Origin of the sequence: Dorea formicigenerans, assembly GCF_025150245.1 — a bacterium.
In the GTDB taxonomy this organism is placed as follows: Bacteria; Bacillota; Clostridia; order Lachnospirales; family Lachnospiraceae; genus Dorea; species Dorea formicigenerans.
Genome location: NZ_CP102279.1, coordinates 2,098,322 through 2,120,088, shown reverse-complemented (window position 1 = coordinate 2,120,088; position 21,767 = coordinate 2,098,322). Strand labels below are relative to the sequence as shown.

At 40.0% G+C, this 21,767-nt stretch carries 17 protein-coding genes, 1 pseudogene and 1 other annotated feature; of the genes and pseudogenes, 13 read left to right on the top strand and 5 right to left on the bottom strand.

Going from position 1 to position 21,767, the window contains the following annotated elements; all coding sequences use genetic code 11:
* Positions 1-54: 54 nt before the first annotated feature.
* Positions 55-477, bottom strand: coding sequence for a hypothetical protein (locus NQ560_RS10405; protein ID WP_005334086.1), 423 nt, complete (start codon positions 475-477; stop codon positions 55-57).
* 300 nt (positions 478-777) lie between these two features.
* Between NQ560_RS10405 and NQ560_RS10400 the strand changes: the two genes are divergently transcribed.
* From NQ560_RS10400 to saoC, 3 genes are read left to right on the top strand one after another with little or no spacing between them, the layout of a single operon-like run.
* Positions 778-2,901, top strand: coding sequence for a molybdopterin-containing oxidoreductase family protein (locus tag NQ560_RS10400; protein WP_005334084.1), 2,124 nt, complete (start codon positions 778-780; stop codon positions 2,899-2,901).
* Between the two features lie 2 nt (positions 2,902-2,903).
* A complete protein-coding gene (locus NQ560_RS10395) occupies positions 2,904-3,332 on the top strand; it encodes a 4Fe-4S dicluster domain-containing protein (RefSeq protein ID WP_005334082.1) in 429 nt (142 codons plus the stop codon).
* A gap of 33 nt (positions 3,333-3,365) precedes the next feature.
* Complete coding sequence (gene saoC / locus NQ560_RS10390; protein ID WP_005334080.1) at positions 3,366-3,908, top strand: Cys-Cys-COOH (seleno)protein SaoC; 543 nt, start codon at positions 3,366-3,368, stop codon at positions 3,906-3,908.
* Here saoC and NQ560_RS10385 read toward each other — a convergent pair.
* Entirely contained in the window at positions 3,905-4,600 is a 696-nt protein-coding gene (locus NQ560_RS10385) for a response regulator transcription factor (protein ID WP_005334078.1), read from the bottom strand. The genes saoC and NQ560_RS10385 overlap by 4 nt on opposite strands.
* 113 nt (positions 4,601-4,713) lie before the next feature.
* Between NQ560_RS10385 and NQ560_RS10380 the strand changes: the two genes are divergently transcribed.
* Positions 4,714-6,348, top strand: coding sequence for a sensor histidine kinase (locus NQ560_RS10380; protein ID WP_005334076.1), 1,635 nt, complete (start codon positions 4,714-4,716; stop codon positions 6,346-6,348).
* A 70-nt stretch (positions 6,349-6,418) separates the two neighbouring features.
* On the opposite strand, the gene saoX is transcribed toward NQ560_RS10380, so the two are convergent.
* Positions 6,419-7,699, bottom strand: a complete 1,281-nt coding sequence (gene saoX, locus NQ560_RS10375; protein WP_005334074.1) for an ABC transporter substrate-binding subunit SaoX — start codon at positions 7,697-7,699, stop codon at positions 6,419-6,421.
* 263 nt (positions 7,700-7,962) lie between these two features.
* Here saoX and NQ560_RS10370 point away from each other — a divergent pair, with 263 nt between their 5' ends.
* Positions 7,963-8,871, top strand: a complete 909-nt coding sequence (locus NQ560_RS10370; protein WP_005334073.1) for a selenium metabolism-associated LysR family transcriptional regulator — start codon at positions 7,963-7,965, stop codon at positions 8,869-8,871.
* 237 nt (positions 8,872-9,108) lie between these two features.
* On the opposite strand, the gene saoP is transcribed toward NQ560_RS10370, so the two are convergent.
* The gene (saoP, locus tag NQ560_RS10365; RefSeq protein ID WP_252200397.1) at positions 9,109-9,906 is read right to left on the bottom strand and encodes an ABC transporter permease subunit SaoP; all 798 of its coding nucleotides are present in this window, start codon (positions 9,904-9,906) and stop codon (positions 9,109-9,111) included.
* 302 nt (positions 9,907-10,208) lie between these two features.
* Here saoP and saoT point away from each other — a divergent pair.
* The 6 genes and pseudogenes from saoT to saoD all read left to right on the top strand — a co-directional run.
* A pseudogene (saoT, locus tag NQ560_RS10360) lies at positions 10,209-10,412 on the top strand (thioredoxin-like (seleno)protein SaoT); the annotation flags it as partial.
* Entirely contained in the window at positions 10,406-11,560 is a 1,155-nt protein-coding gene (saoE, locus tag NQ560_RS10355) for an efflux transporter SaoE (protein ID WP_005334062.1), read from the top strand. The pseudogene saoT and the gene saoE, both read left to right, overlap by 7 nt.
* Positions 11,561-12,349: an ABC transporter substrate-binding (seleno)protein SaoB gene (saoB, locus tag NQ560_RS10350; protein WP_005334056.1), complete on the top strand. Its 789-nt coding sequence runs from the start codon at positions 11,561-11,563 to the stop codon at positions 12,347-12,349. It begins immediately after the preceding gene.
* A gap of 17 nt (positions 12,350-12,366) precedes the next feature.
* Positions 12,367-13,224: an ABC transporter ATP-binding protein SaoA gene (saoA, locus tag NQ560_RS10345; protein ID WP_040015563.1), complete on the top strand. Its 858-nt coding sequence runs from the start codon at positions 12,367-12,369 to the stop codon at positions 13,222-13,224.
* A 110-nt stretch (positions 13,225-13,334) separates the two neighbouring features.
* Entirely contained in the window at positions 13,335-14,018 is a 684-nt protein-coding gene (gene saoL / locus NQ560_RS10340) for a MerB-like organometallic lyase SaoL (protein WP_242995368.1), read from the top strand.
* Positions 14,019-14,047: 29 nt separating this feature from the next.
* The gene (saoD, locus tag NQ560_RS10335; protein ID WP_005334052.1) at positions 14,048-14,380 is read left to right on the top strand and encodes a DsrE-related protein SaoD; all 333 of its coding nucleotides are present in this window, start codon (positions 14,048-14,050) and stop codon (positions 14,378-14,380) included.
* Here the strand turns inward: saoD and NQ560_RS10330 are convergent, their stop codons facing one another.
* On the bottom strand, positions 14,381-14,686 hold the full coding sequence (locus NQ560_RS10330; protein ID WP_040015562.1) for a putative Se/S carrier protein: 306 nt from the start codon (positions 14,684-14,686) through the stop codon (positions 14,381-14,383).
* Between the two features lie 330 nt (positions 14,687-15,016).
* Between NQ560_RS10330 and NQ560_RS10325 the strand changes: the two genes are divergently transcribed.
* Both NQ560_RS10325 and leuS read left to right on the top strand, forming a co-directional pair.
* Positions 15,017-18,793 carry an MBG domain-containing protein gene (locus tag NQ560_RS10325; protein WP_005334040.1) on the top strand — a complete coding sequence of 1,259 codons (3,777 nt, stop codon included), beginning with the start codon at positions 15,017-15,019 and terminating at the stop codon, positions 18,791-18,793.
* 95 nt (positions 18,794-18,888) lie between these two features.
* Positions 18,889-19,126, top strand: a binding site (T-box leader).
* A 60-nt stretch (positions 19,127-19,186) separates the two neighbouring features.
* Positions 19,187-21,616, top strand: coding sequence for a leucine--tRNA ligase (leuS, locus tag NQ560_RS10320; RefSeq protein ID WP_117606515.1), 2,430 nt, complete (start codon positions 19,187-19,189; stop codon positions 21,614-21,616).
* Positions 21,617-21,767: the final 151 nt, after the last annotated feature.

Genomic DNA, 21,767 nt, shown 5'->3' with positions numbered 1-21,767 from the left:
AAACAGACAGTCCATCTTAAGATAGACTGTCCGCTTGTTTCATATTTGATCCATTTAATTTAAAAGAGTGCAGCCATCCAAATCAATGTCCTTTAATTCTGCTTTTTCTGCGCTGATACTTACATAAAAATTGATACCGCATTCCTCGGAGAGTTTTTTCAGCCGGTCAATAAATCCTGGAATATTCTCAATAGAAATATCTGCGTGTTTTAAAATACCATCGATAAAAATACACTCAATATCGTGGTTGGAGCTGTACATTCCATATAAGAAACCAATGTACTCATCGGTATTCGTAATAGATGGAAAATCATCCATACAAATTGTACGGATATCAAATGCAACACTTGCGGTATCGCGATGAGTCTTTTTGATAAAAACGACATTACCTTTACATTCTTTCGCCTGCTTATTAGCCTGCTCGATCATTTGTTGTGTTTTTCCGCTGCCTTTAGGGCCAGTTAATAAATTTACCATGGCAAACTCTCCTTTATGTATAATATTATACCGGGCATATCCGGTATCGAATAGTTGATGTTTATATTATACACTAAAGTACAGACAGTAACAACCTGAAAAAAGGAGTTTTTAGACGATTTCGTGAAAAATTTAGAATAAGCGCGACAGTTGAAGAGGGCGCAGGAAAAATACAAAGCTGCTGTAGATATATGGATTTTATATAGATATATAGATAAATCCAATTTGACGAAGCGCTTATAAGCGTAGGATAATATAAAGATAGAATGATGGGGATTTATATAACTATTGGAGGAATTTATGGAAAAAATAACAAAAGAAGAGCTATTGAAAGCAAAGATTCCGGGAGAAGAGACGGGAATTCAAGTGAAGACAGGATTCTGTGGATTTTGTGGTGGAGACTGCCTTTTAGATTTTTATATAAAAGACGGAAAAATCATAAAAACAGAAGGCAATTGTACACTTCCGGGAGCCAATGGACGTGTGTGTGTGAAAGGTGCTGCGATAAAACAGGCACTTTACAATCCAGACCGGATCCTATATCCGATGAAACGTGTCGGAAAACGTGGAGAAGGAAAGTTTGAACGGATTAGCTGGGAAGAAGCACTTGATACGATTGCAGAAAAGATGCAGTCAGTAAAAGAGGCTTATGGTCCGGAACAGACGATGGTCTATGTAGGACATCCGAAGTGGTTCAGACCACAGATAACAGAATTTGTAAATAAATATGGGACTCCAAATTATGGAACCGAGTCCAGTACATGTGCTTATGCGCTTATGATGGCCAATCAATGCAATTTTGGACAAAATATTATGCTGATGCCACCGGATTTTGGACGGTGCCGGACTCTGGTCGTATGGGGCGTGAATCCTTTATACAGTAATTCTGTCAAAGGCGGTGCCGTATTTTTACATGCAGTTGATCGGGGTGCGAAAGTGATTGTTGTTGATCCAAAGTGTACACCGACTACAGAATATGCACAGTTACATCTTCGTCCGATTCCGGGAACAGATGGCGCACTGGCACTGGGCATGGCAAGAGTGATCATCACAGAAAATCTGCATGATTGTGAATATATTGAAAAGTATACTTATGGATATGAAGAATATAGAGACTATGTTATGGATTTTACTCCTGAAAAAGTTGAAGAGATTACAGGAGTTCCGAAAAGCGATATGATAAGGGCTGCCAGAATGATTGCAGCAGAGGGACCGACTTCCATTATGTTATCGGCATCACCAGTCGTACATAATATAAATGGTGTGCAAAATGGACGGGCAATCGGACTATTGATGGCGCTTACTGGTAATTTTGGGATTCCGGGAGGTTTTGCAGGCCCGGGACCTGCAAGAGTTATGCTGAAAGATTCTTTCATGGGTACCAAAAAAGACCGTGAGCATCCGGAAAAAGGAGTGAATTATGGAGAGTTTCCAGCGTGGGACAAATTAACTTCCAGAGAACTGCAGGTAGAACATATTGCAGATTTTCTCCTTGGAAATGGTAGATATCCGATTCGTAATCTCATTTCCTTTGGAATGAACCATCATATGTGGCCAAGACCGGACCGGATTGAAGAGGGAATGAAACAGGTGGAATTTTTCTCCTGTGCAGATTTATATATGAATGATACATGTAAATATGCAGATATCCTGCTTCCGGTTGCTGTTACACAGGAACGGGAACAGGTTGAACTGCTGGGACCACAGATGGTCTATTATCAGCCAAAAGTTGTAAAGAACCAGGGAGAAACAAAGAATGATATGGAAATTCTTTTAGAGCTTGCAAAGCGGCTTGGGTTTACGCTTGGCAATCCAGCGTATCATACTTATGAAGAATATCTGGCAGACCGGTTAAGCCCGACAGGACTTACATTGGACGAATTAAAAGAACATGGTATGATGCCGGCAAAACATATTATGCCAGCCCGGACAACAGAGGATATCATGAAGGTTCAGACGCCTACCGGAAAGATTGAGTTCGTATCTACGATTCTTAATGCCTGTAAGAAAGAGTGGCATGAAGGAGTTCCGGCATATCATGATTTCCGGGAAACCTTGCCGATGAAAGAGTATCCACTTATATTAAGTACCGGAAGCAGAAAGCCACAGTTATTTCATTCCAGGACCTATCGGCTGCCATGGCTGGTAAATCTGGAAGATTGTCCGATCGTAGAATTACATCCGGAAGATGCCGAGAATTATAACGTGAAGACAGGAGAGATGGTCACACTTGAGACTCCGGTCGGACAGATGGATATGGAGGCAGTGGTGAATTCTTCTTGCCTGAGAGGTGCTGTAAATGTATATCATGGTGCCGAAGATTACGACATTAATCTTTTGGTTGATGACCAGTATATTGATCCGATATCAGGATTTCCGGGATTCAAATCTTATTGTTGCAGAATTCGGAAAAAGGAGGCATAATAATGAGCAGAGTAGAATGTGATAAAGCACGTTGTTCCGGGTGCCTGGCCTGTATCGTTGCCTGTCTGGATCAGCATTATGATGAGGCTGATGAACATGCAGTTCCGGCGAGAATATATGAGATGCAAAAAAGCGGGGACAGTGATTTCGAGACATATGTGACAAGGAGCTGTCTGCATTGCGAGGAGGCAGCCTGTTTAAAAGCCTGTCGTTTTGGAGCTCTAAAAAGAGACGAAAGAGGTTTTGTGATACCAGTCAGAGAGAATTGCAAAGGATGTAAGATGTGCCTGAAAGCCTGTCCTTACGATGTGCCAAGATTTGATTCTGAAGGAAAAATTGTCAAATGTGACGGCTGCTCTGTGAGAGTAGCAATGGGACTGGAACCGGCATGCATAAAGGCCTGCAATACAGGGGCGTTAAAGCTTGTATAACAGATGAAAATAATAATATAGAAGGGTAGAGAGATGAGTATAATAAAGAAGTTAGAAGACAGTATTTGGGCAAAAGTGATTCTTGCAGTAATTGTAGTGGTTATTGCATTTGCAGCTAGATCTGTGCTTGAGAACAAGCATGAGGAGAGTCAGATTGACAAGCAGACAGCAGGAAAGACCATACGTGAGACAAGTTATGCAGAGGCAGTTCCGGAGGATGATTCCATTTTACAGGTGTTTAAAAATACATATCCGACGGCGGAAGTATTGCTTGCCTGCAGAGAAGATGTGACAGATGATGGGCTGGATGACCTTGTTGTAATCTGTAAAATGGAAGAAGGTAACCGGACCATTGTAGTAACAGATAAAGGAGATAGCACGAATTATGATTTTTCAGATCCGATAGCAGCACCGGTAGAGAATCAGAAAATTCAGTTTAAGAATATCGATAAAGAAGGAGAAATCGAGATTATTATTACAGGAGAAAAGAAAGGAGCCGTAGGTTATGCCATCTATCGTATGATAGACGGCCAACCGGTGGATCTTTTTGGAGAGGGAATGGAGGATTGCTGCTAAATGCAGAACTTGTAACCTTTTCCCCAGACAGTACAGATATGAGTTGGATGAGAAGGATCATCTTCCAGCTTATCCCTTAGTTTTTTGATGTATACGAGGATGGTACTGTCGTCGCAATTATCACTTCTCCAGACCTTGGAGAACAGCTCCTGTTTGGAAAAGATGTACTCCGGATTTTCAATAAAGAGATAGAGAAGGGAGAATTCCTTAGAAGTAAGGGATATCTCCTTTCCGTTTTTCAGGACAGTCTGAGACTCCATCCGCAGTGTGAAGGATCCTTTTTTTACTTCAGTGATCGCTTCATCAGAGCTTAAAACATACTGATTCGTGCGCCGCACCATGGCACGGATCTTAGATACCAGCACAGTTTTGCTGAACGGCTTTGTAATATAATCATCGGCACCAAGTTCCAGACCTTTGACCTGGGCCGAATCCTCGCCGCGTCCGCTTAAGAGGATGACTGGAGTGTAGTTCTGACTGCTGCGGATTACCTTTAAAATCGAAAAGCCGTCCTGGTCGGGCATAATGATATCCAGTAAGATTAAGTCAAATGTATTGGCTTTGAGGATATCAAGTGCAAGTGCGCCGTTATCTGCACAGGTGACAGCGATATGTTCCTGCTTAAGAGTCATGCTCACTGCTTTTAAAATGGAAGGTTCATCATCTATAATAAGAACCGAGATATCTGGCATTTTGCAAATACCTGCCTTTCTGTTATTGTAATCATTAAAAATATACTAAGATAAACTTATTATATCTATGAAAAAAATTAAAGTCAACTGTAAGGAAATGAGAAGAAGAAATAATGAATAAGAAAAGAAAAGAACTGGTTATTTCAGTCATCGGAGTGCTGCTTTTGATTTTAAGTGCAGCATTCTGCTATCAAACGGTACGAGATGCAATCATTAGTAATGAAAAAGAAAGTATTCAGAATATTGCAGAAGTCAGTTCGCATAGCTTGCAAGCGACGCTTCAAGGGAAAAGTAATCTCGTATATGCTGCATTATCGGGTGATATGGCAAACGAAGAGAGTATAGAAGCAAGTTTATTGAAAGTTGGAGAAAAGGGAAAATATATCCGTCTGGATCAGGTCAGCCAATTGCAAGACTGGGAAGCAGATTCCTGCGGAGAGGCAGGAAAAAATCCAGGACACGTTATTGCAGGACCAATAAGGAAAACATATAGCGGAGGATATGTACTTTATCTGACAAAAGCAGTCTATATGAACCGCAGCATTGCGGGGTATGTGCAGATTGAACTGAATCTGGATGAGATTTATGAAGGAGAACAGGATCTTTCCAATCTTAATGTGGGCAATCAGGGATACTGCATTGTAAAAGATATTAATGGCACAACAGTCATGGCAGATGCAGGAAATGAAAAAGAAGAAATCTCATTTTCGAGTAAAGATGTATCCGGCTGTGAAGTTGTATGGTCATATGAAGTAGAAGGCGGATCGCCGAAGAAGACGCAGAAACTTGTGGCATACAATACTGTTGATTTTCATGGGGTTCAGTTCGTGCTTTGCGTGGTGGAAGATTACAGGGATATTACTGCACCGATTGTGAAGATTGCTTTTTATTTGTCATTATTTGGTGTGCTGATTTTGATCTGGGTCGGAGTTTTCGGATATCGGATCTTACAGCAGCAAAAAGAAGAAGAGAAGCTTAAGATTGCACTGGCGCATGAAAAAGAACTCAATGAGGCAAATGAAGCAATGAAGAATCAGGAAAGCCTGATGCAGAAATATAATCATTCGAAAACGATGACATTTCTAACGGGAGCGCTGGCACATGAGTTTAATAATCTCATGACCCCGATCGTGTTATATAGTGAATTGTTATCAGATAATGATACGGTCATGCAAGAGATGCCGGAAGAGGTCTATGAATTAAATATATCAGCAAAAAGATGTGAAGAACTGGCAAAACAGCTTCTGGATTACAGCAGACAGGGAAGAGCAGAGAGAGTATTATCCGAGTATAATGCCACATTTGCCGTGGAGAGCAGTATCAGTATTGTAAGCAGATTAATTCCGGAGAATATTAAATTTGAGACATCTGTATGCAGTACATCTTATTATATAAAAGGTCAGGTGGGAGCGCTGAATCAGATCATACTGAACCTGGTAACGAATGCCATCCATGCGATCGGAGATAAAAAAGGACGCATAAAACTTCAGTTTGGATTAAGTGTAGATGATGACCAAACGGTAAGGCTTGTAGTAGAAGATAATGGCTGCGGTATTCCAAAAGATCTTCGAAAGCATGTGTTTGAACCGTTTTTTACAACGAAAAAAGAGGGGAAAGGAACCGGAATCGGCCTGACTGTAGTGAAACGTATGGTAGAAGAACACGGAGGCTGGATACAGGTGCAGAGTGAAGAAGAAAAAGGAACAACATTTATTATGAATTTTCCAAGAGTAGACGATTCTAAATGATGGTTTATTACTAAAAAGGAGCAGCCGCAATTGCGGCTGCTCCTTCGTGGTGCTTGTTTAAAAGAATATCTTATTCATATGCCTGACGATCTTTCAGGTCTTTATTTAAGTAAGATGTAGCTGTCTTGGAGATATCTACTGCTTCCTCATCAGAGATATCATCAACCTTTTTAGCTTCGTTGTACCAGTCTTCGAATGTCATACCAAGTGGGAACTTGTCATCAACATTTTTCTTGATAAATTCATCAAAATCATCAACACCAGCATCTTTTGAAATATCTGTTGTCATGAATTTACTTACGTCACTGACACGAGGAATCTCTTCTTCCGGAATCTGTGGATACTGTGTATAATAGTTCTCAAAATTCTCAATGTTCTTCTCAGAGAAGTGCCATGTGATTGTACGTCCCTCAGCAACTGTCTTCATATAGATCGTACGAAGAGCAACATAAGGATCTACATCAAATCCATCTGCGAACATCATAGCTGCATTGTATGGATGTGTGTACATGTATTCAAGAGCCATCTCATGAGCGTACACAAGACGTCTTGCAAGCTCTGGGTGTTTCTCTTTGAAATCGTTAGACATAGCATAAATACAGCAAAGTCCCCATGTATCAGCAGTAGCGTCAGAGTCGACATTAGCTCCACCCCAGCCGATTCCCATAATATGACCAAATCCTTCGAATTCAGCGATGGATGCGTAAGGGTCACAGCATGTGAATGCATCAATCTGTCCGGCTTTCAGTGCGAACATGGCATCCTGTCCACCCATCGATACAATATTGTAGCTGGAAGCATCAGCCGGGATTCCCAGTTTTTCGGACCATGTCAGCCATTCAGGATTAATTTCAGGTTCTGCAGTCATAGAAATTGTTTTGCCGACTAACTGAGAAGGCTCTGTGATGTCATTGCTTACTACGAGGTAACGTGATCCGCCCATATGGTTCGCAGCAGCCATTGAGAATGGAGCACCCTGGTTTACTGCACGGATTGCACCTTCGATACCTGTGTATCCAACGTCCATAGCACCGCTTGTGAGTGCTTTTAATGTCTCACCGGATTTTGTTACATTTACATTCAGTCCTAAAGCTTTGTAAATACCAGCCTTTTCACCAATGATAGCGCCGACCATATGGTCGCAGTTGTTGTAACCCATTTCGATGGTGTAGTTCTTATCTTCATCGGATAATTCGCCAAAGTCGAATTTCTTGGCTGCTTCTTCTGGATCATATCCAGTTGCCTGTACATCTTTTGTTGCCTGACTATCTTTGCTGCTATCGTGACAAGCTGTTACGGTAGGAACAAGGAGAGCCATCACAAGAAGTACAGATACAAGTCTTTTTTTCATGTTCTTTTTCCTCCTGAAAAACAAATATTAATAATTGTTAATAATTATGTGATTATAATAGCAGACGTCTGATTAAATGAAAAGATATATAAAGGAATATTAATAATCTTGATAAAAATATACAGAATTATTGGAAATGTTAATAAAATATAGACAGGTTCGATAAGACTATGAGAACAATCAATTCGACATTTTGTAAAAAAAGATTTAAAATATAGTTACAATTTTAAGTATGACATGAGGAAAAGAGGAAAAAGATAATAATGAGATTGGATTACATAAGAAGTTTTATTAATGTCGTCAACTGTAAGAGCTTTTCTGTTGCTGCGAAAAAAGCATTTGTCTCACAGCCGACGATCAGTACTCACATCAAGCAACTGGAAGCGGAATTGGGAGTCCAGCTTTTGGTCAGATCAACAAAAGATGTGATATTGTCAGAAGAGGGAGTTCTGTTTTATCCATATGCAGTCAGGCTTCTTGAGACAGAAAATGAGGCGCTGGCACATTTGAATAAGACGGAAGCAAAGGTAAAAGGAACTGTAACGATCGCTGCTTCATCAGTTCCGGGAAATTATATTCTTCCTGGAATTTTGAAACAGACAAGACTTAAGTATCCCGAGATTGATTATCGTATGCTGGAGGGAGACAGCAGTCAGGTGATCCAGTCGGTTTTAAGATTTGAAGCAGATCTTGGAATAGGAAGTATCCGTACCAATCATGAGAAATGTATGTGTATGCCGCTTCTAAAAGATCAGATTGTACTTGCAACACCGAATACAGAAGAATATCGGAGTCTGAATGGGGTATTTCCGCTTGATAAGCTGAAGAGAGAGACATTTGTTATGCGGGAATCAGGAAGCGGAACAAAGCTTGCGTATGAAAGTATTGAGAAAGCACTGAATCTGCATGCAAAGCCGTTGAAGATAGCCATGCAGGCAGAATCTTCTGATCTGGTCCGGAGAAGTGTAGAAGAAGGAATGGGAGTTGCATTTGTAAGCAGTCTTGCAATTCAGGATTCTCTGGCATTGGGGAAATTATTGAAGTTTGAATTTCCGAATGTGAATACAGAGAGACAGATTTATCTTTTGTATCACAAAGACCGGATTATGACCCTTCCTATTACAAGTGCGATCAAATCTATCAGGCAGCAATGCCAGAAGATTTCAGGATAATACTTTAATATGATTATCTCTTATAATAAAAAAATCCTGCTCCCCCTGCAGGGTTTACCATAATTAAGAATGTATAAAAAGAAAGAAGCGTATTTCAGTTGATAGAAATACGCTTCTTTCTTCTTATATAAATGTAAAAAACATTCAAGAATTTGATGCCTGTAGTTTATTCCACATTTGAAATTCTGGCATCAGATAGATAACAGGCAATCTGGTGTCCATGCCTTTTGATGTTATCTATTGAGCTCTCCATCTGAGAAGTACTTTCTCAGCGAGAACCATAATTGTATCGATCAGGAATCCGATAAGACCTGCGATGATCATGTAAGCAATGACCTTCTCAGTCTGCATCTTACCCTGAGCTTCCACCATACAGTAGCCGAATCCGGCACTGGTCGCAATGAACTCCGCTCATATAACGGACATCCATCCAAGTCCGATTGCAAGTCTCACACCAGTCATAACACCTGGAAGAGATCCCGGAAGGACGATGTCTTTTATGATATTCAGTGTATTTGCACCCATCGAGCGGGCTGCGTTGTAAAAGTCTTTGCTGATATCCTGCACTCCTGAAATCGTATTCAGAATAATTGTAAATACACCACTGAACGCAATCAGGAAGATTGTAGGTCCGTCTCCAATTCCGAACCATACAATTGCAAGAGGAACCCACGCCATGATCGGTACCTGTCTTAAAGAGTTCATAAATGGTGACAGAGCTCTTAAGATCTTAGGTGAATACCCCATGATCATTCCAAGCGGAAGTCCGATGATAAATGCATAGAGTGCTCCGGTCATTACTCGGCGCATCGTAATTCCAAGATTGCGAAGTACATACATATCTGATAAAGAATAGATGACTTCTTTGACTACATCTTCAAAATAAGGAAAGATAAAAGGTTTTGCTACAACGTGTGCAGCTACCGTCCAAATTCCGCAGATGATGATCAGTGCGATTAGTGCGGCGAAGTTACGGTTCTTTCCCCCCAGCTTCCGCCAGCGATTACGATCGGCATTGTTGGTTGCAGCCTGCATTCGATTGATCTGTTGATTCGCTTCATTATTGTTCCCCAAAATCTGTCTGCCTCCTTTCTTCGTCTATTTATTAACTTTTTTTATAAAATACAGTAGAATCATACCAAAAACTGCAAATATTAAATATATTTATTAAGGAATAAAATATTGCGTTTTGTTTATATTTATATTTTTAATAAACGAACAAAAAAATTTGGTTTACATATATAATAACAACGTATATTTGGAGGAAAAATGGGAGGAAAGTTATGGAAAAGCCATCAATTGAATACATTAGTGCCTGTGCTTGATGCGAAGTATTTGAAGGCTTGGTTCAAGCCTTGGAGAAGGAGTATGAAGGCAAAGTCCATGTAAAGATTTACAAAGCGGGGAAAGACTTTGACTATATTCCGAAATACGGTGCAGTTACAAAAAGCATGGTAGTAATTAATGAAAAGAAAGCAGTCACAAAGCTGACGAAACCAGCGATACGAAAAGCATTTGAGGAGGCATTAAAGACATGTTAGCTGAATTTGGGGGATTTTTGGAGAAGATTATAGTATCTACATGGAACATGCTGAACAGTTCTTCTCCCTGGATTATTTTTAGTTTTCTGGTTGCCGGATTATTACACGAATTTCTGAAGCCGGAAAAGATTCAGAAGACAGCCATTGGTTCCGGAAAGATCAGCGGTGTATTCTGGACAACCATATCAGGAATGTTTATTCCAATCTGCAGTTGTGGAACAATTCCACTTGGAATCAGTATGTATTACAGCGGGGCTTATCTTGGACCAACGCTGGCATTCATGACCAGCACGCCGATGATTAATCCGATTGCATTACTTCTGGCATATGGTCTTCTTGGAAAAGAGATTGCTACGATTTATCTGATTACAGGATTCGTGGCACCGATGGTCATCGGTATGATAGCCAATAAGTTTGCCGGAAATGAATTACATATTGGTTTGAGGAATAAGGAAATAAAACAGACCACATTAGAGACTGATGAAGATGAGGAAGACGACTCTGTAAGTCCGGAGCCATTGATTCAGCTTGAGTTTGAGGAGCCGGGCTTTTGGGACAAGATTAAATCCGGAATGCGCTGGTCCTTTACAGAATTAAGTGTAACAATCTGTAAATATACCGTATCAGGAATGCTAATCGCGGGGCTGATATTCAATGTCGTACCGCAGTCATTTATTCAGGATTATCTTGGACAGCCTGGATTTGTATCACTACTTGGAATTACCGTGATTGCTGCACTTATGTATGTATGTGCAGTGGGACATATTCCGTTTATTGCGGCACTTGTTGCCAGCGGAGCGGCACCTGGAGTTGCAATTACATTTTTAATGGCAGGTGCAGGAACGAATATTCCGGAACTTCTGACAATCAGCAAAATGATCGGGAAACGTGCTATGATCATGTACTTTGCGATGGTTGTTATAATTTCTAATATAGTTGGATATTTGACAAATCGCCTTTTGATGCCGGGATTTACGCCAGTGCTGGATTATAACCAGACACAGCACACGATTTCGTATGCAAATAAGATGATTATTAGTTTCCCGGACTGGGCACAGCATATCAGCAGTGTGATTCTGATCTGCTATGCAATATATGCACTGTATAAATATATCAAAGGCAAGACTACAAATAAGGCAGCGGTATAGATGAAAATTGATAGAGTGATAGGTATCATTGGCGGAGTATTTATACTGGCAGGTATTGGCGCGGCACTGTTTCTGCCCGCGGAGAAGAAATGGAATAAAGATGCAGATATCCGTGTAGGATCCGGAGCAGATATATCCGGTGTGCTCATGGAGGAGACATTACAGGAAATAAATAAGAAATATAAAGTTTCCACTTCCACGGAGAGTTCATCTTTTCAGGACTGTTGCAGCAATACTGCTCAGTGGGCGCTCAACGCCAAAGAGATTAATATAGGCTTTTATTGCCCGCATATTGCAAAACATACTATTGAAAATAATGAAGATGTGGAAATCTACGGTCCAGTTCTCATGAATGGAGAGACTATTGTTCATAAAAAAGACTGGGCAGATGTAAAAAATGTAGGAATTACGCAGGGCAGACAGCAGGAAAAAGCACTTGCAAAGGCTGCATATCCTCAGATTGAAGAATTTGATGAGATTACACAGAAAGGTATTCTGTATGCCATGGAAGATGAGCAGGTAGATGCGGCAGTTCTGGATATTACAAAGGCGGCAGAAGTCAGCGATATTCCGACGATGCCTCTTTCAGATAACGACTACATTTCTTATGTATTGATCGTAGATAAGGAATTTGAACAGACGGAAGCATTTCGTAATTTTATAGAAAGCTATAATAAAGCAGTTGAAAAATTGAATGACCCGTTTTACCTGGCTGAAAAATTAAAGGTAAGTAAAGAATGGGTCGAAGAGAAACAGATAAAATTTTTACCATTGGAAGCAAAAAACTAGAGAAGGAGTCGAAGAAAATGTCAATTTCAGTACAGGGAATATCAAAAAATTTTAAAGGAAGAAGAAAAGGTGAGTCTGACAATCAGGTGTTAAAAGATGTTTCTTTTGAAATAGAAGAAGGGCAGTTCGTATGCCTGTTGGGACCGTCTGGCTGTGGCAAGACAACAACACTTACAATTGTTGCAGGATTCCAGAAACCGACAGAAGGAATTATTGAAGTGAATGGGAATGTAGTTACAAAACCGGGACCGGACCGTGCGTTTATGTTTCAGAATTATGCACTGTTCCCATGGTTAAAAGTCGGTGAGAATATCGAATATCCGATGAAGAAGATGAAGGTGCCAAAAGAAGAGAGACAGAAGAAGTTAAAAGAGCTTCTGGAGATGGCACAGCTTACAAAATATGAGAATTATTATATTCATGAGATTTCAGGAGGTATGAAACAGAGAGTTGCACTTCTTCGTGCTCTTGCATGTGATCCGAAAGTGCTTCTCATGGATGAACCGCTTGGAGCGGTTGACTTTCAGATGCGTCAGCTTCTTCAGAGACAGCTTGAGGATATTCTTGGACAGAAAAAGACAACATCACTGATGGTAACCCACGATGTAGATGAGTCCGTATATTTAAGTGACCGCGTCATCGTAATGTCCAGAGACCATGGTAAAATCCTTGAGGATTTAAAGATTGATCTTCCAAGACCGAGAGACCGCACAAATCCACAGTATCACGCATATGTGGATCAATTAACAGAGATTCTGAAGTCTGCACTGAGTGGTGGTGTCTATACACAGGAAGACAAAGACATTATGGAGTTTATCCAGGGGGTTGAGAGTGCGAAGAAGCCGGCAGGAGATACAGCAGGAGCGACAGCTTAAATGATTATGTGACATAGATTCAGATATGGAATGAGCGACCATATCTATAAAAATAATAAGAAGAAAAAAGATAATAAAAAATATTAATAAATAAGGAATAAATTTGGGGAATGTTAGACAATAATATACAGAATAATACACAGAACGAGAATGAAAAGGTAGTTCAGAACGGAATACAGAATGTACATCAGAAATTTACTGCAAGACAGAATGAGTTAAGATTATATATCATTAATTTTACCATTGATAATAAACGTCCATATAATCTGGAGAGCGATAAAGAAGTTACATTTCAGGTACTTCAGATGGATGAGCAGGAATATGAAGAGATTATTCAGTGCCTGATTGATAAAGATGGAATGGTCGTTGATGAGGAAACAAAAAATGTAAACTTTATTTATCCGGTATCATCACTGGAGACGAATCACCGTGTAACTTTGGCGGATGGCCGTGAATTTACAGCGATGTGTGCGATTGACGCTATGGGAGCAGCATTTACATTTCATCAGGACACAGAAGTGCATTCAGTATGTGCAATGTGTGAAGAGCCTGTCTATGTAAAGATTGTAGATGGAAAGGTAGCAGACTATGCACCGAAGACTCTGCATGCCCTTACATTTCCATTAGGGGAACTTGCAAACTGGGCAGGATCATGCTGAAACGTTATGAATTTCTTCTGCAGTTCTGCAGAATTCGATGCGTATGTTACAGAAATGGAGCTGGATCCGAATGATGTGATCAAGGCGGATATTGACCGGGCACTGATTGAGGCAAAAGCAACATTTGAAGTATAAAAATTTATATTCCAAGGAGGAAAAAAGACATGAAAGTAGCTTATTTATTTGAGTCAGAGCACGCAAGGGAGATTTTGGAGAATATGATTATTCCGCAGCTTGAGGAGGATCGTCACGGAGTAGAGGTTGCAGGAATGATGTTCTTCTTCGATAATGCATATATGCTTGTTGAGGGATCAGATATTGCTGCAAGACTTCAGGCATTGAGCGAGAAGACAGGGATGCTTCTTATGGCATGCGACAGATGCTGTTATCAGAGAGATATCGCTGACAAGCTGATCGCACCTGCAGGAATCGGATGCTTCCCGAATGTATATGCAGCACTGGCACCGGCTGGAGTTGATCAGGTAATTACACTGTAATTATTCAGAAAAGTCAAAAGAGGTAAGAGAAACAGGATCAATGGGATGATGACCGTTGATCCTTTTTGTATGCATTTTAAAAAGTTTTCCATTAAATGGGGAGGTCTTACAGAATTTTAGAATTGCCTCCAAATTATCGTCCAGGAAACGAAGTGCAAAGCCGCAGCCGCTTTTAAATTCCTGAGGAAGCGGCATCAGTGCAGCGCGAATGCCGTTTGTGTTTTCTTTCGCGCATTTGTCTGCACACATAGCATCTGTAGTTGTATTGAAAGTCAGAATATAATAAAACTCTTTATGAGTAGTCATTGTCAAAAACCTCATTTTCATATGTAAAATTCAAGAACGTCCCGGCACATCCATAATCCTTTTTAGCTGGAGTAAAGTTGTTGTTTGCTGTATCATGTACACACTGCCAGAGACTATATCTAAGTAAGAATTGTAGAACTTTCATTGCAGAAGGGCAAACCTTATTAGAAAATTCTATAAATAAAAAAGAGGCAGATTATAAAGCGTGATAAATGCAGGTGAAAAAATATGACCATTATTCATTTTTTACTTCGAAGTGACTGAAAATGCTTGAAAAACAGGAGAGATAACGATAAAATATTCTATGATAAAAAGATGGAGGCGTGAAATATGAAGCGAAAAGTATGCGAAAGTTTATTTGCAGTCACATTGGCGCTGACTGTTGCTGTGACGAATATTCCGGTCACGGCATTTGCGACAGAGATAAATCAGTCTGCGAGACAGGAACAGATGACTGAGAGTGTACAGACAGAAAATCAGGGACAGCAGTCGGATAGCTTGCAGGAAAATCATGGGGCGCAGAACGAAACGAATTCTGAAAATGGACAAAATAGTACGGATAATCCGGCAGGTGCTGAACAAAATTCTGGCGAAGGAGACAATCCAGCAGGGACAGATTTAAAGAAAGATAACCAGTTTGAAGGAAACAATTTTCAGAAAGTAGACAATCAAGAGAATAGTGGTGTAGCAGAAGAAATTTCCAGACAGCAGAATACGGATGACAATCAGCAGAATGCACAGGTGAGTGAGCAGGCAGCGATGCTGAGTAGTGATGAAACTCAATGGAATTGGCATAAGGGTGAGATTACACAAAATGAGCTAAAAAAGCTGTTAGGAGATAGTTGGCCATATGCTGGAACTTATCGTTGGAGTAAAGATAGAGAAAATTGGAACAAGACAAGTGCCTATGGAAATCCAGTATATACATTTGATACAGGAACATATTATTTTCAGAAAGAAACAGTTACTTGGACTGGTGGTATCCAATGGAATGATATAGGCACAAAAGAAATTCATGCATATTATAATATGGGAATCAATATCTATGGTTCTTCAGAAGGTGTCGTTTATAACAGTGAAAATCTGGCAGTGCCATTAAACAGCACTTTTCAAGTTTATGATAATAAGTATAAATTCACAGTCAAAAATATAGAAAACTATGAGATAAAAGTAACAGCTACAGGTGGAAGTCAAGGAGAACGAAAGTTAACTCCGGACGCTAACGGAATGTATGAGGTTATATTTGATGATGATGTCACTGTAAAAGTTGAATACATTGCTACAAATTATGTTAATGTAAAGATAGGGCAGACAGAAAATGCAGAGGTATATATTAATGACACACTTATAGAAAATGAAGATACAAGAGTAAATCTCAATGAAAATTTTCAGATCAAGATTATACCTCAAAAGGGCTATGCGATTGAAGGTGTAACTGTGGATCAAGCCAGTGTTTCCGATTTAAGCTTTGAGAAGTATGCAGCATCTTTTTCATGGTATTCAGGTGAGACGAATCAAGCTACTATTACTATCAGCCCAAAAGTTGTAAAAGAAGTACTTGCTCTTAAAGAAAATGTAATAGTTTCTTATCATAAAGGAATGAATGTTGAACGTTTGAAGAACAACATTTTTAATACTGTTGTTAATAAAGAAAATACAATTCCCAACAATATTTCAATTGATGATGTTGAAATTCAGTATCAAAGTGGTCTTGGCTGGCAAGAGTTAGATTATAAACCAATTGTGGGAGTTTTTGCACATGAGTTTGGAAATAATGATACTGAAAAAATCCGCATCAGTTATAAAGGAAATTCACAGTATGCTCCATTAGAGGCAGAAACAACCGTGAGCATTTCCGATGAGCGAATTGAGACACAGGTGGTCATTCAGGAAGGTATCACAATTCAGTACAACACAGAAGATGTGATGAAACAGGAATTACTTCAGTATATTACAGTTCAGGACAAAGATGGAAATACATTGCCGGTTGATAAGAGTGAACTGACACTCAGCTATAACCGGATCGTGGGACAGCAGGAGTTGACAGTGTCTTATGCGGGTGATGATGATTATAAAGATTCTGTGGCAACGGCAACAATTACAATTACAAAAGGTGATGCGACAGTATCTGTAAATTCCCAGAAGATTACTTACGGTGAAAGTTTTGAAGCACCAATATTTACAGCTTCACCAGAAGAAGCAAAAGCAATTGGGCTGATTGTTGGAATTACGGCATCTGGTGAAAAATATGCCAGCATAGATTTGTCCGAGGTGACGGTTAATGATATTGCAGGAACGAATATTCCGATATATGGAAAGAAATCTGTACAAGAGGTAATGAGAAGTTTGGGAATGACTTCGATTAAAGTTGGACAGTTACCGGAATTGTTTGAAAAAATTCAAGGTATTATTGGTTCTGAAAGCGATATAGCAGGAGTGATCAATGGAATTGAAAAAGTAATCAATATTCTTGAGAAGATTGTTCCTGGAATAAATGATGTTACAATTCATATCGGTGAACTTCCAACAGAGGCTGGAGTATACACAGCAGCTGGTGTGACAGTCAACAGTAATTATAATACAGCCATTGGTGTTGGCACACTTGTAATTGCACAGAAAAAGACAAATGCAAAACTTTCATTTAATCAAAATATTGAAAATAAACACAACCGTTTAACAGCAGCAGAGGCAGAAAGCTTTGATTTTGGTGGTCATATTGAAGTAGATGGAAATGCTGTGGGAGATACACCTGGAATTAGAACTAATTTTGTTGGTAAGACCGCAACAGGTGAAATTGTGTCTGGAACGGAAGCTTTTAAAGAAGAGGGAGAATATATTGAAACAATCTCTATTATCGGCGGTAACTATTTGGCAATACCAATTGTAAGAACTTATACGATTGGTGAAGCGAAAAATACAATTCAGTTCGAAAAAAAGATCGTATATGCAAGTTATGATGGAAATGAACACGGCATGACTGCTTACGCATACAATGAGGACGGAGATAAGCTTGGAGAAGCAGCGCTGGAATACCAGAACATTTTACAGACTTCAACGAATGTATCTCCGGTAGAGAATTCAAGTGCTCCAATAGATGCAGGAATGTACCGGGTAGTAGCAATCTATGATAATGCAGAATCAGAAGTTGGAACACTGGTTATCACAAAAGCAGTTGCCCAGGGGAATGTGACAGTCGGAAACGCAGAGACTACTTATGGACAGAAATTGAATTTGAACAGTGTGATTATTCAGACAAAGAATATAGCACAGAGAGATATCGCTGCAATACAGGATACAATCGCATGTGCCGGAAGTGATGAAGCAATTGGTTCTCATGCTATTACAGTAACTGTTCCGGAATCTGTATCCAGAAACTATCTGCGTACAATCAAGGTCAATAAAGGAACACATACAATTATTTCAAAAGAAGTTACAATTACAGCGGATTCTTGTAAAGCACAGTACGGCAATACATTTCCGGAGTTTACTTATCAAATATCCGGAGTCAGTGATAAGGAGAACCTTGGAGACATTTCCGTTGTGAAACGCGAAGATGGTAATCATGTTGGAACTTATACATTAGATGTGCAGGTGGCAAACCAGAATTCAAATTATAAGTATAATCTGGAATCAGGAACACTTACAATTAAGAAGCGTGCAATTACTGTGGCGATTGATAAGAAACAGAAAGTGAAAGGTCAGAAAGATCCGGCGCTGACTTATACAGTAGAAGGAGACGGATTAGTCGAAGGTGATTCACTTGGAATTTATCTGAGCCGTAAATCAGGTGAAAAAGTCGGACTTTACGACATTTACATGGACACTTCTAATCTGAATAAAGATTATGAATTAGCATCTGAACCAAGTGGAAAGGATAAGTTCGAGATTGTAGAGAACAAGGCGGGATTGACGAATCAGAAAAATGATTCTGGAAAATCTAAAACGAATGGAACTCAGGTAAAAAGTGTAAAGAAACAGCCGGGAACTGTATGGGATAGAATCAAAACCGGAGATAACAATAAGCCGGTTGGATATTTCATAGCAGTATTGATTTCACTTGCAGCAATCATTATGATAATCAGTGCCAGATTTCAGCGCAAGAAATAATACATTTTATGAAAATTGACTGTTGAAAAAGGCAGAAAACTTCGGATTGAGTCTTGACTTATTTTATCATTCTTCTTATAATAATGAAGAATATGAAAGAGACATGGAAGAGGAGTATTAAGAGCCTATCGTTTTCAGAGAGTTGCCGGAGGGTGCAAGGCAATGACGTAATCTCCCAACTCGCCTCGGAGTTCTTCTGCTGAACAGGTCAGACATTTATCGTAAGGACAACATAGGCAGGAGCGGGACTTCCCGTTACAGAAGCAATGAGTGCATATGAGAATTCATATGAAGAAGAGTGGTACCACGGAATCAAGCCTTTTCGTCTCTTTGGAGATGAGAAGGCTTTCATTTTATTTTAGATGCAGTATTGCAGAAAGAGAGGAAATCAATATGTCTAAGATACCTTACAATCATAAGGCGATCGAGAAAAAGTGGCGTGACAAATGGGAAGAGAATCCGGTCAATGTCCAGTTTGATGAGAATGGAAAGAAAAAAGAAAAATATTACTGCCTGGATATGTTTCCATATCCTTCAGGTAACGGACTTCATGTAGGTCATTGGAGAGGATATGTAATCTCTGATGTATGGAGCAGATATAAATTACAGCAGGGCTATTATATCATTCATCCAATGGGCTGGGATGCATTCGGACTTCCGGCAGAGAACTACGCAATTAAGATGGGAGTTCACCCGGAGATTTCAACAGCAGCTAATATTAAAAATATTAAGCGTCAGATCAATGAAATCGCAGCTCTTTATGACTGGGATCGTGAGGTCAACACAACAGATCCAAACTTCTACAAGTGGACACAGTGGATTTTTGTAAAGATGTTCAAAGAAGGACTTGCTTATGAGAAAGAGTTCCCAATCAACTGGTGCCCATCCTGTAAGACAGGTCTTGCCAATGAAGAGGTCGTAGGCGGAAAATGTGAGCGTTGTGGAGCTGAAGTTACAAAGAAGAATCTTCGTCAGTGGATGCTTCGTATCACAAAATATGCAGACAGACTTCTAAATGATCTGGACAAGCTTGACTGGCCTGAGAAAGTTAAGAAGATGCAGGCTGACTGGATCGGAAAATCTTACGGTGCAGAGGTAGATTTCCCGGTAGAAGGAAGAGATGAGAAGATTACAGTTTATACAACAAGACCAGATACACTTCACGGAGCAACATTTATGGTACTGGCTCCGGAGCATGAACTTGCTAAGAGCCTTGCAACAGACGAGACAAGAGATGCAGTAGAAAAATACATTTACGATGCATCTATGAAATCTAACGTTGACCGTATGCAGGATAAAGAAAAGACAGGTGTATTTACAGGAACATATGCAATCAACCCGTTAAATGGAGCAAAAGTTCCAATTTGGTTATCTGATTATGTACTGGCTGATTACGGTACAGGAGCTATTATGTGTGTACCTGCTCATGACGATCGTGACTTCGAGTTTGCAACAAAATTCAATATCCCAATCATTCAGGTTATTGCAAAAGATGGTAAAGAGATTGAGAATATGACAGAGGCTTATACTGAAGCTGTCGGAACAATGATCAATTCCGGTGAGTGGAATGGTATGGAGTCTGCCGTACTGAAAAAAGAGGCACCACATATTATCGAGGAGAGAGGAATCGGACGCGCAACCGTAAACTACAAGCTGCGTGACTGGGTATTCTCACGTCAGAGATACTGGGGAGAGCCAATTCCGATCGTTCATTGTCCGAAGTGTGGAAATGTTCCGGTACCGGAAGAAGAATTGCCACTTCGTCTGCCAGAGGTAGAATCCTATGAGCCGACAGGAACTGGTGAATCACCGCTTGCTGCAATCGATGAGTGGGTAAACTGTAAGTGTCCACAGTGCGGTGCTGACGCTAAGAGAGAGACAAATACAATGCCACAGTGGGCAGGATCATCATGGTATTTCCTGCGTTATGTGGATAACCATAATGACAAAGAACTGGTTTCCAGAGAAAAAGCAGATGAGATGCTTCCGGTAGATATGTACATCGGTGGAGTAGAGCATGCCGTTCTTCACCTTCTGTATTCCAGATTCTATACAAAATTCCTGAACGACATCGGAGTCATTGACTTTGACGAACCATTTCACAAACTGTTCAACCAGGGAATGATTACAGGAAAGAACGGAATCAAGATGAGTAAATCTAAGGGAAATGTTGTATCACCGGATGATCTTGTAAGAGATTATGGATGCGATTCCCTGAGAATGTATGAGCTTTTCGTAGGACCACCGGAGTTAGACGCAGAGTGGGATGACCGTGGAATTGACGGAGTAAACCGTTTCCTGAAACGTCTGTGGAATCTTGTTATGGACAGCAAAGATTCAGATGTAAAAGCTTCGAAAGAGATGATCAAAGAGCGTCATAAACTTGTCTATGATGTAACAACACGTCTGGAGAGCTTCAGCTTGAATACAGTCATCTCTGCATTCATGGAGCACAACAATAAGCTCATCGAGATTGCTAAGAAAGAAGGCGGAATTGACAAAGAGACACTGTCAACAGTTGCAGTACTGCTTTCCCCATTTGCACCTCATGTAGCAGAGGAACTCTGGGAGCAGTTAGGACACGAAGGCAGCGTATTCAAAGCCGGATGGCCGACATACGATGAGAATGAGATGAAAGACGATGAAATCCAGGTACCTGTACAGATCAACGGTAAGACAAAAGCTGTCATCTCAGTACCAACAGACATTTCCAAAGACGATGCAATTGCAGCAGGAAAAGAAGCAATCGCAGATAAACTGACAGGAAATATCGTAAAAGAAATCTACGTTCCGAAGAAGATTATTAATATTGTAATGAAATAATTTGAGAAGAAATTCTCACAACAGAATAAAGTGCTTGGGAATATTGAAAAATTCGCTTGAAATCAAGGGTTACAGACATTTTTCTTCAAGGGAAAGGTATCATAGAATACTGTAAAATATCGTAACAGATTTTTAAAATGGAGTAAATTTG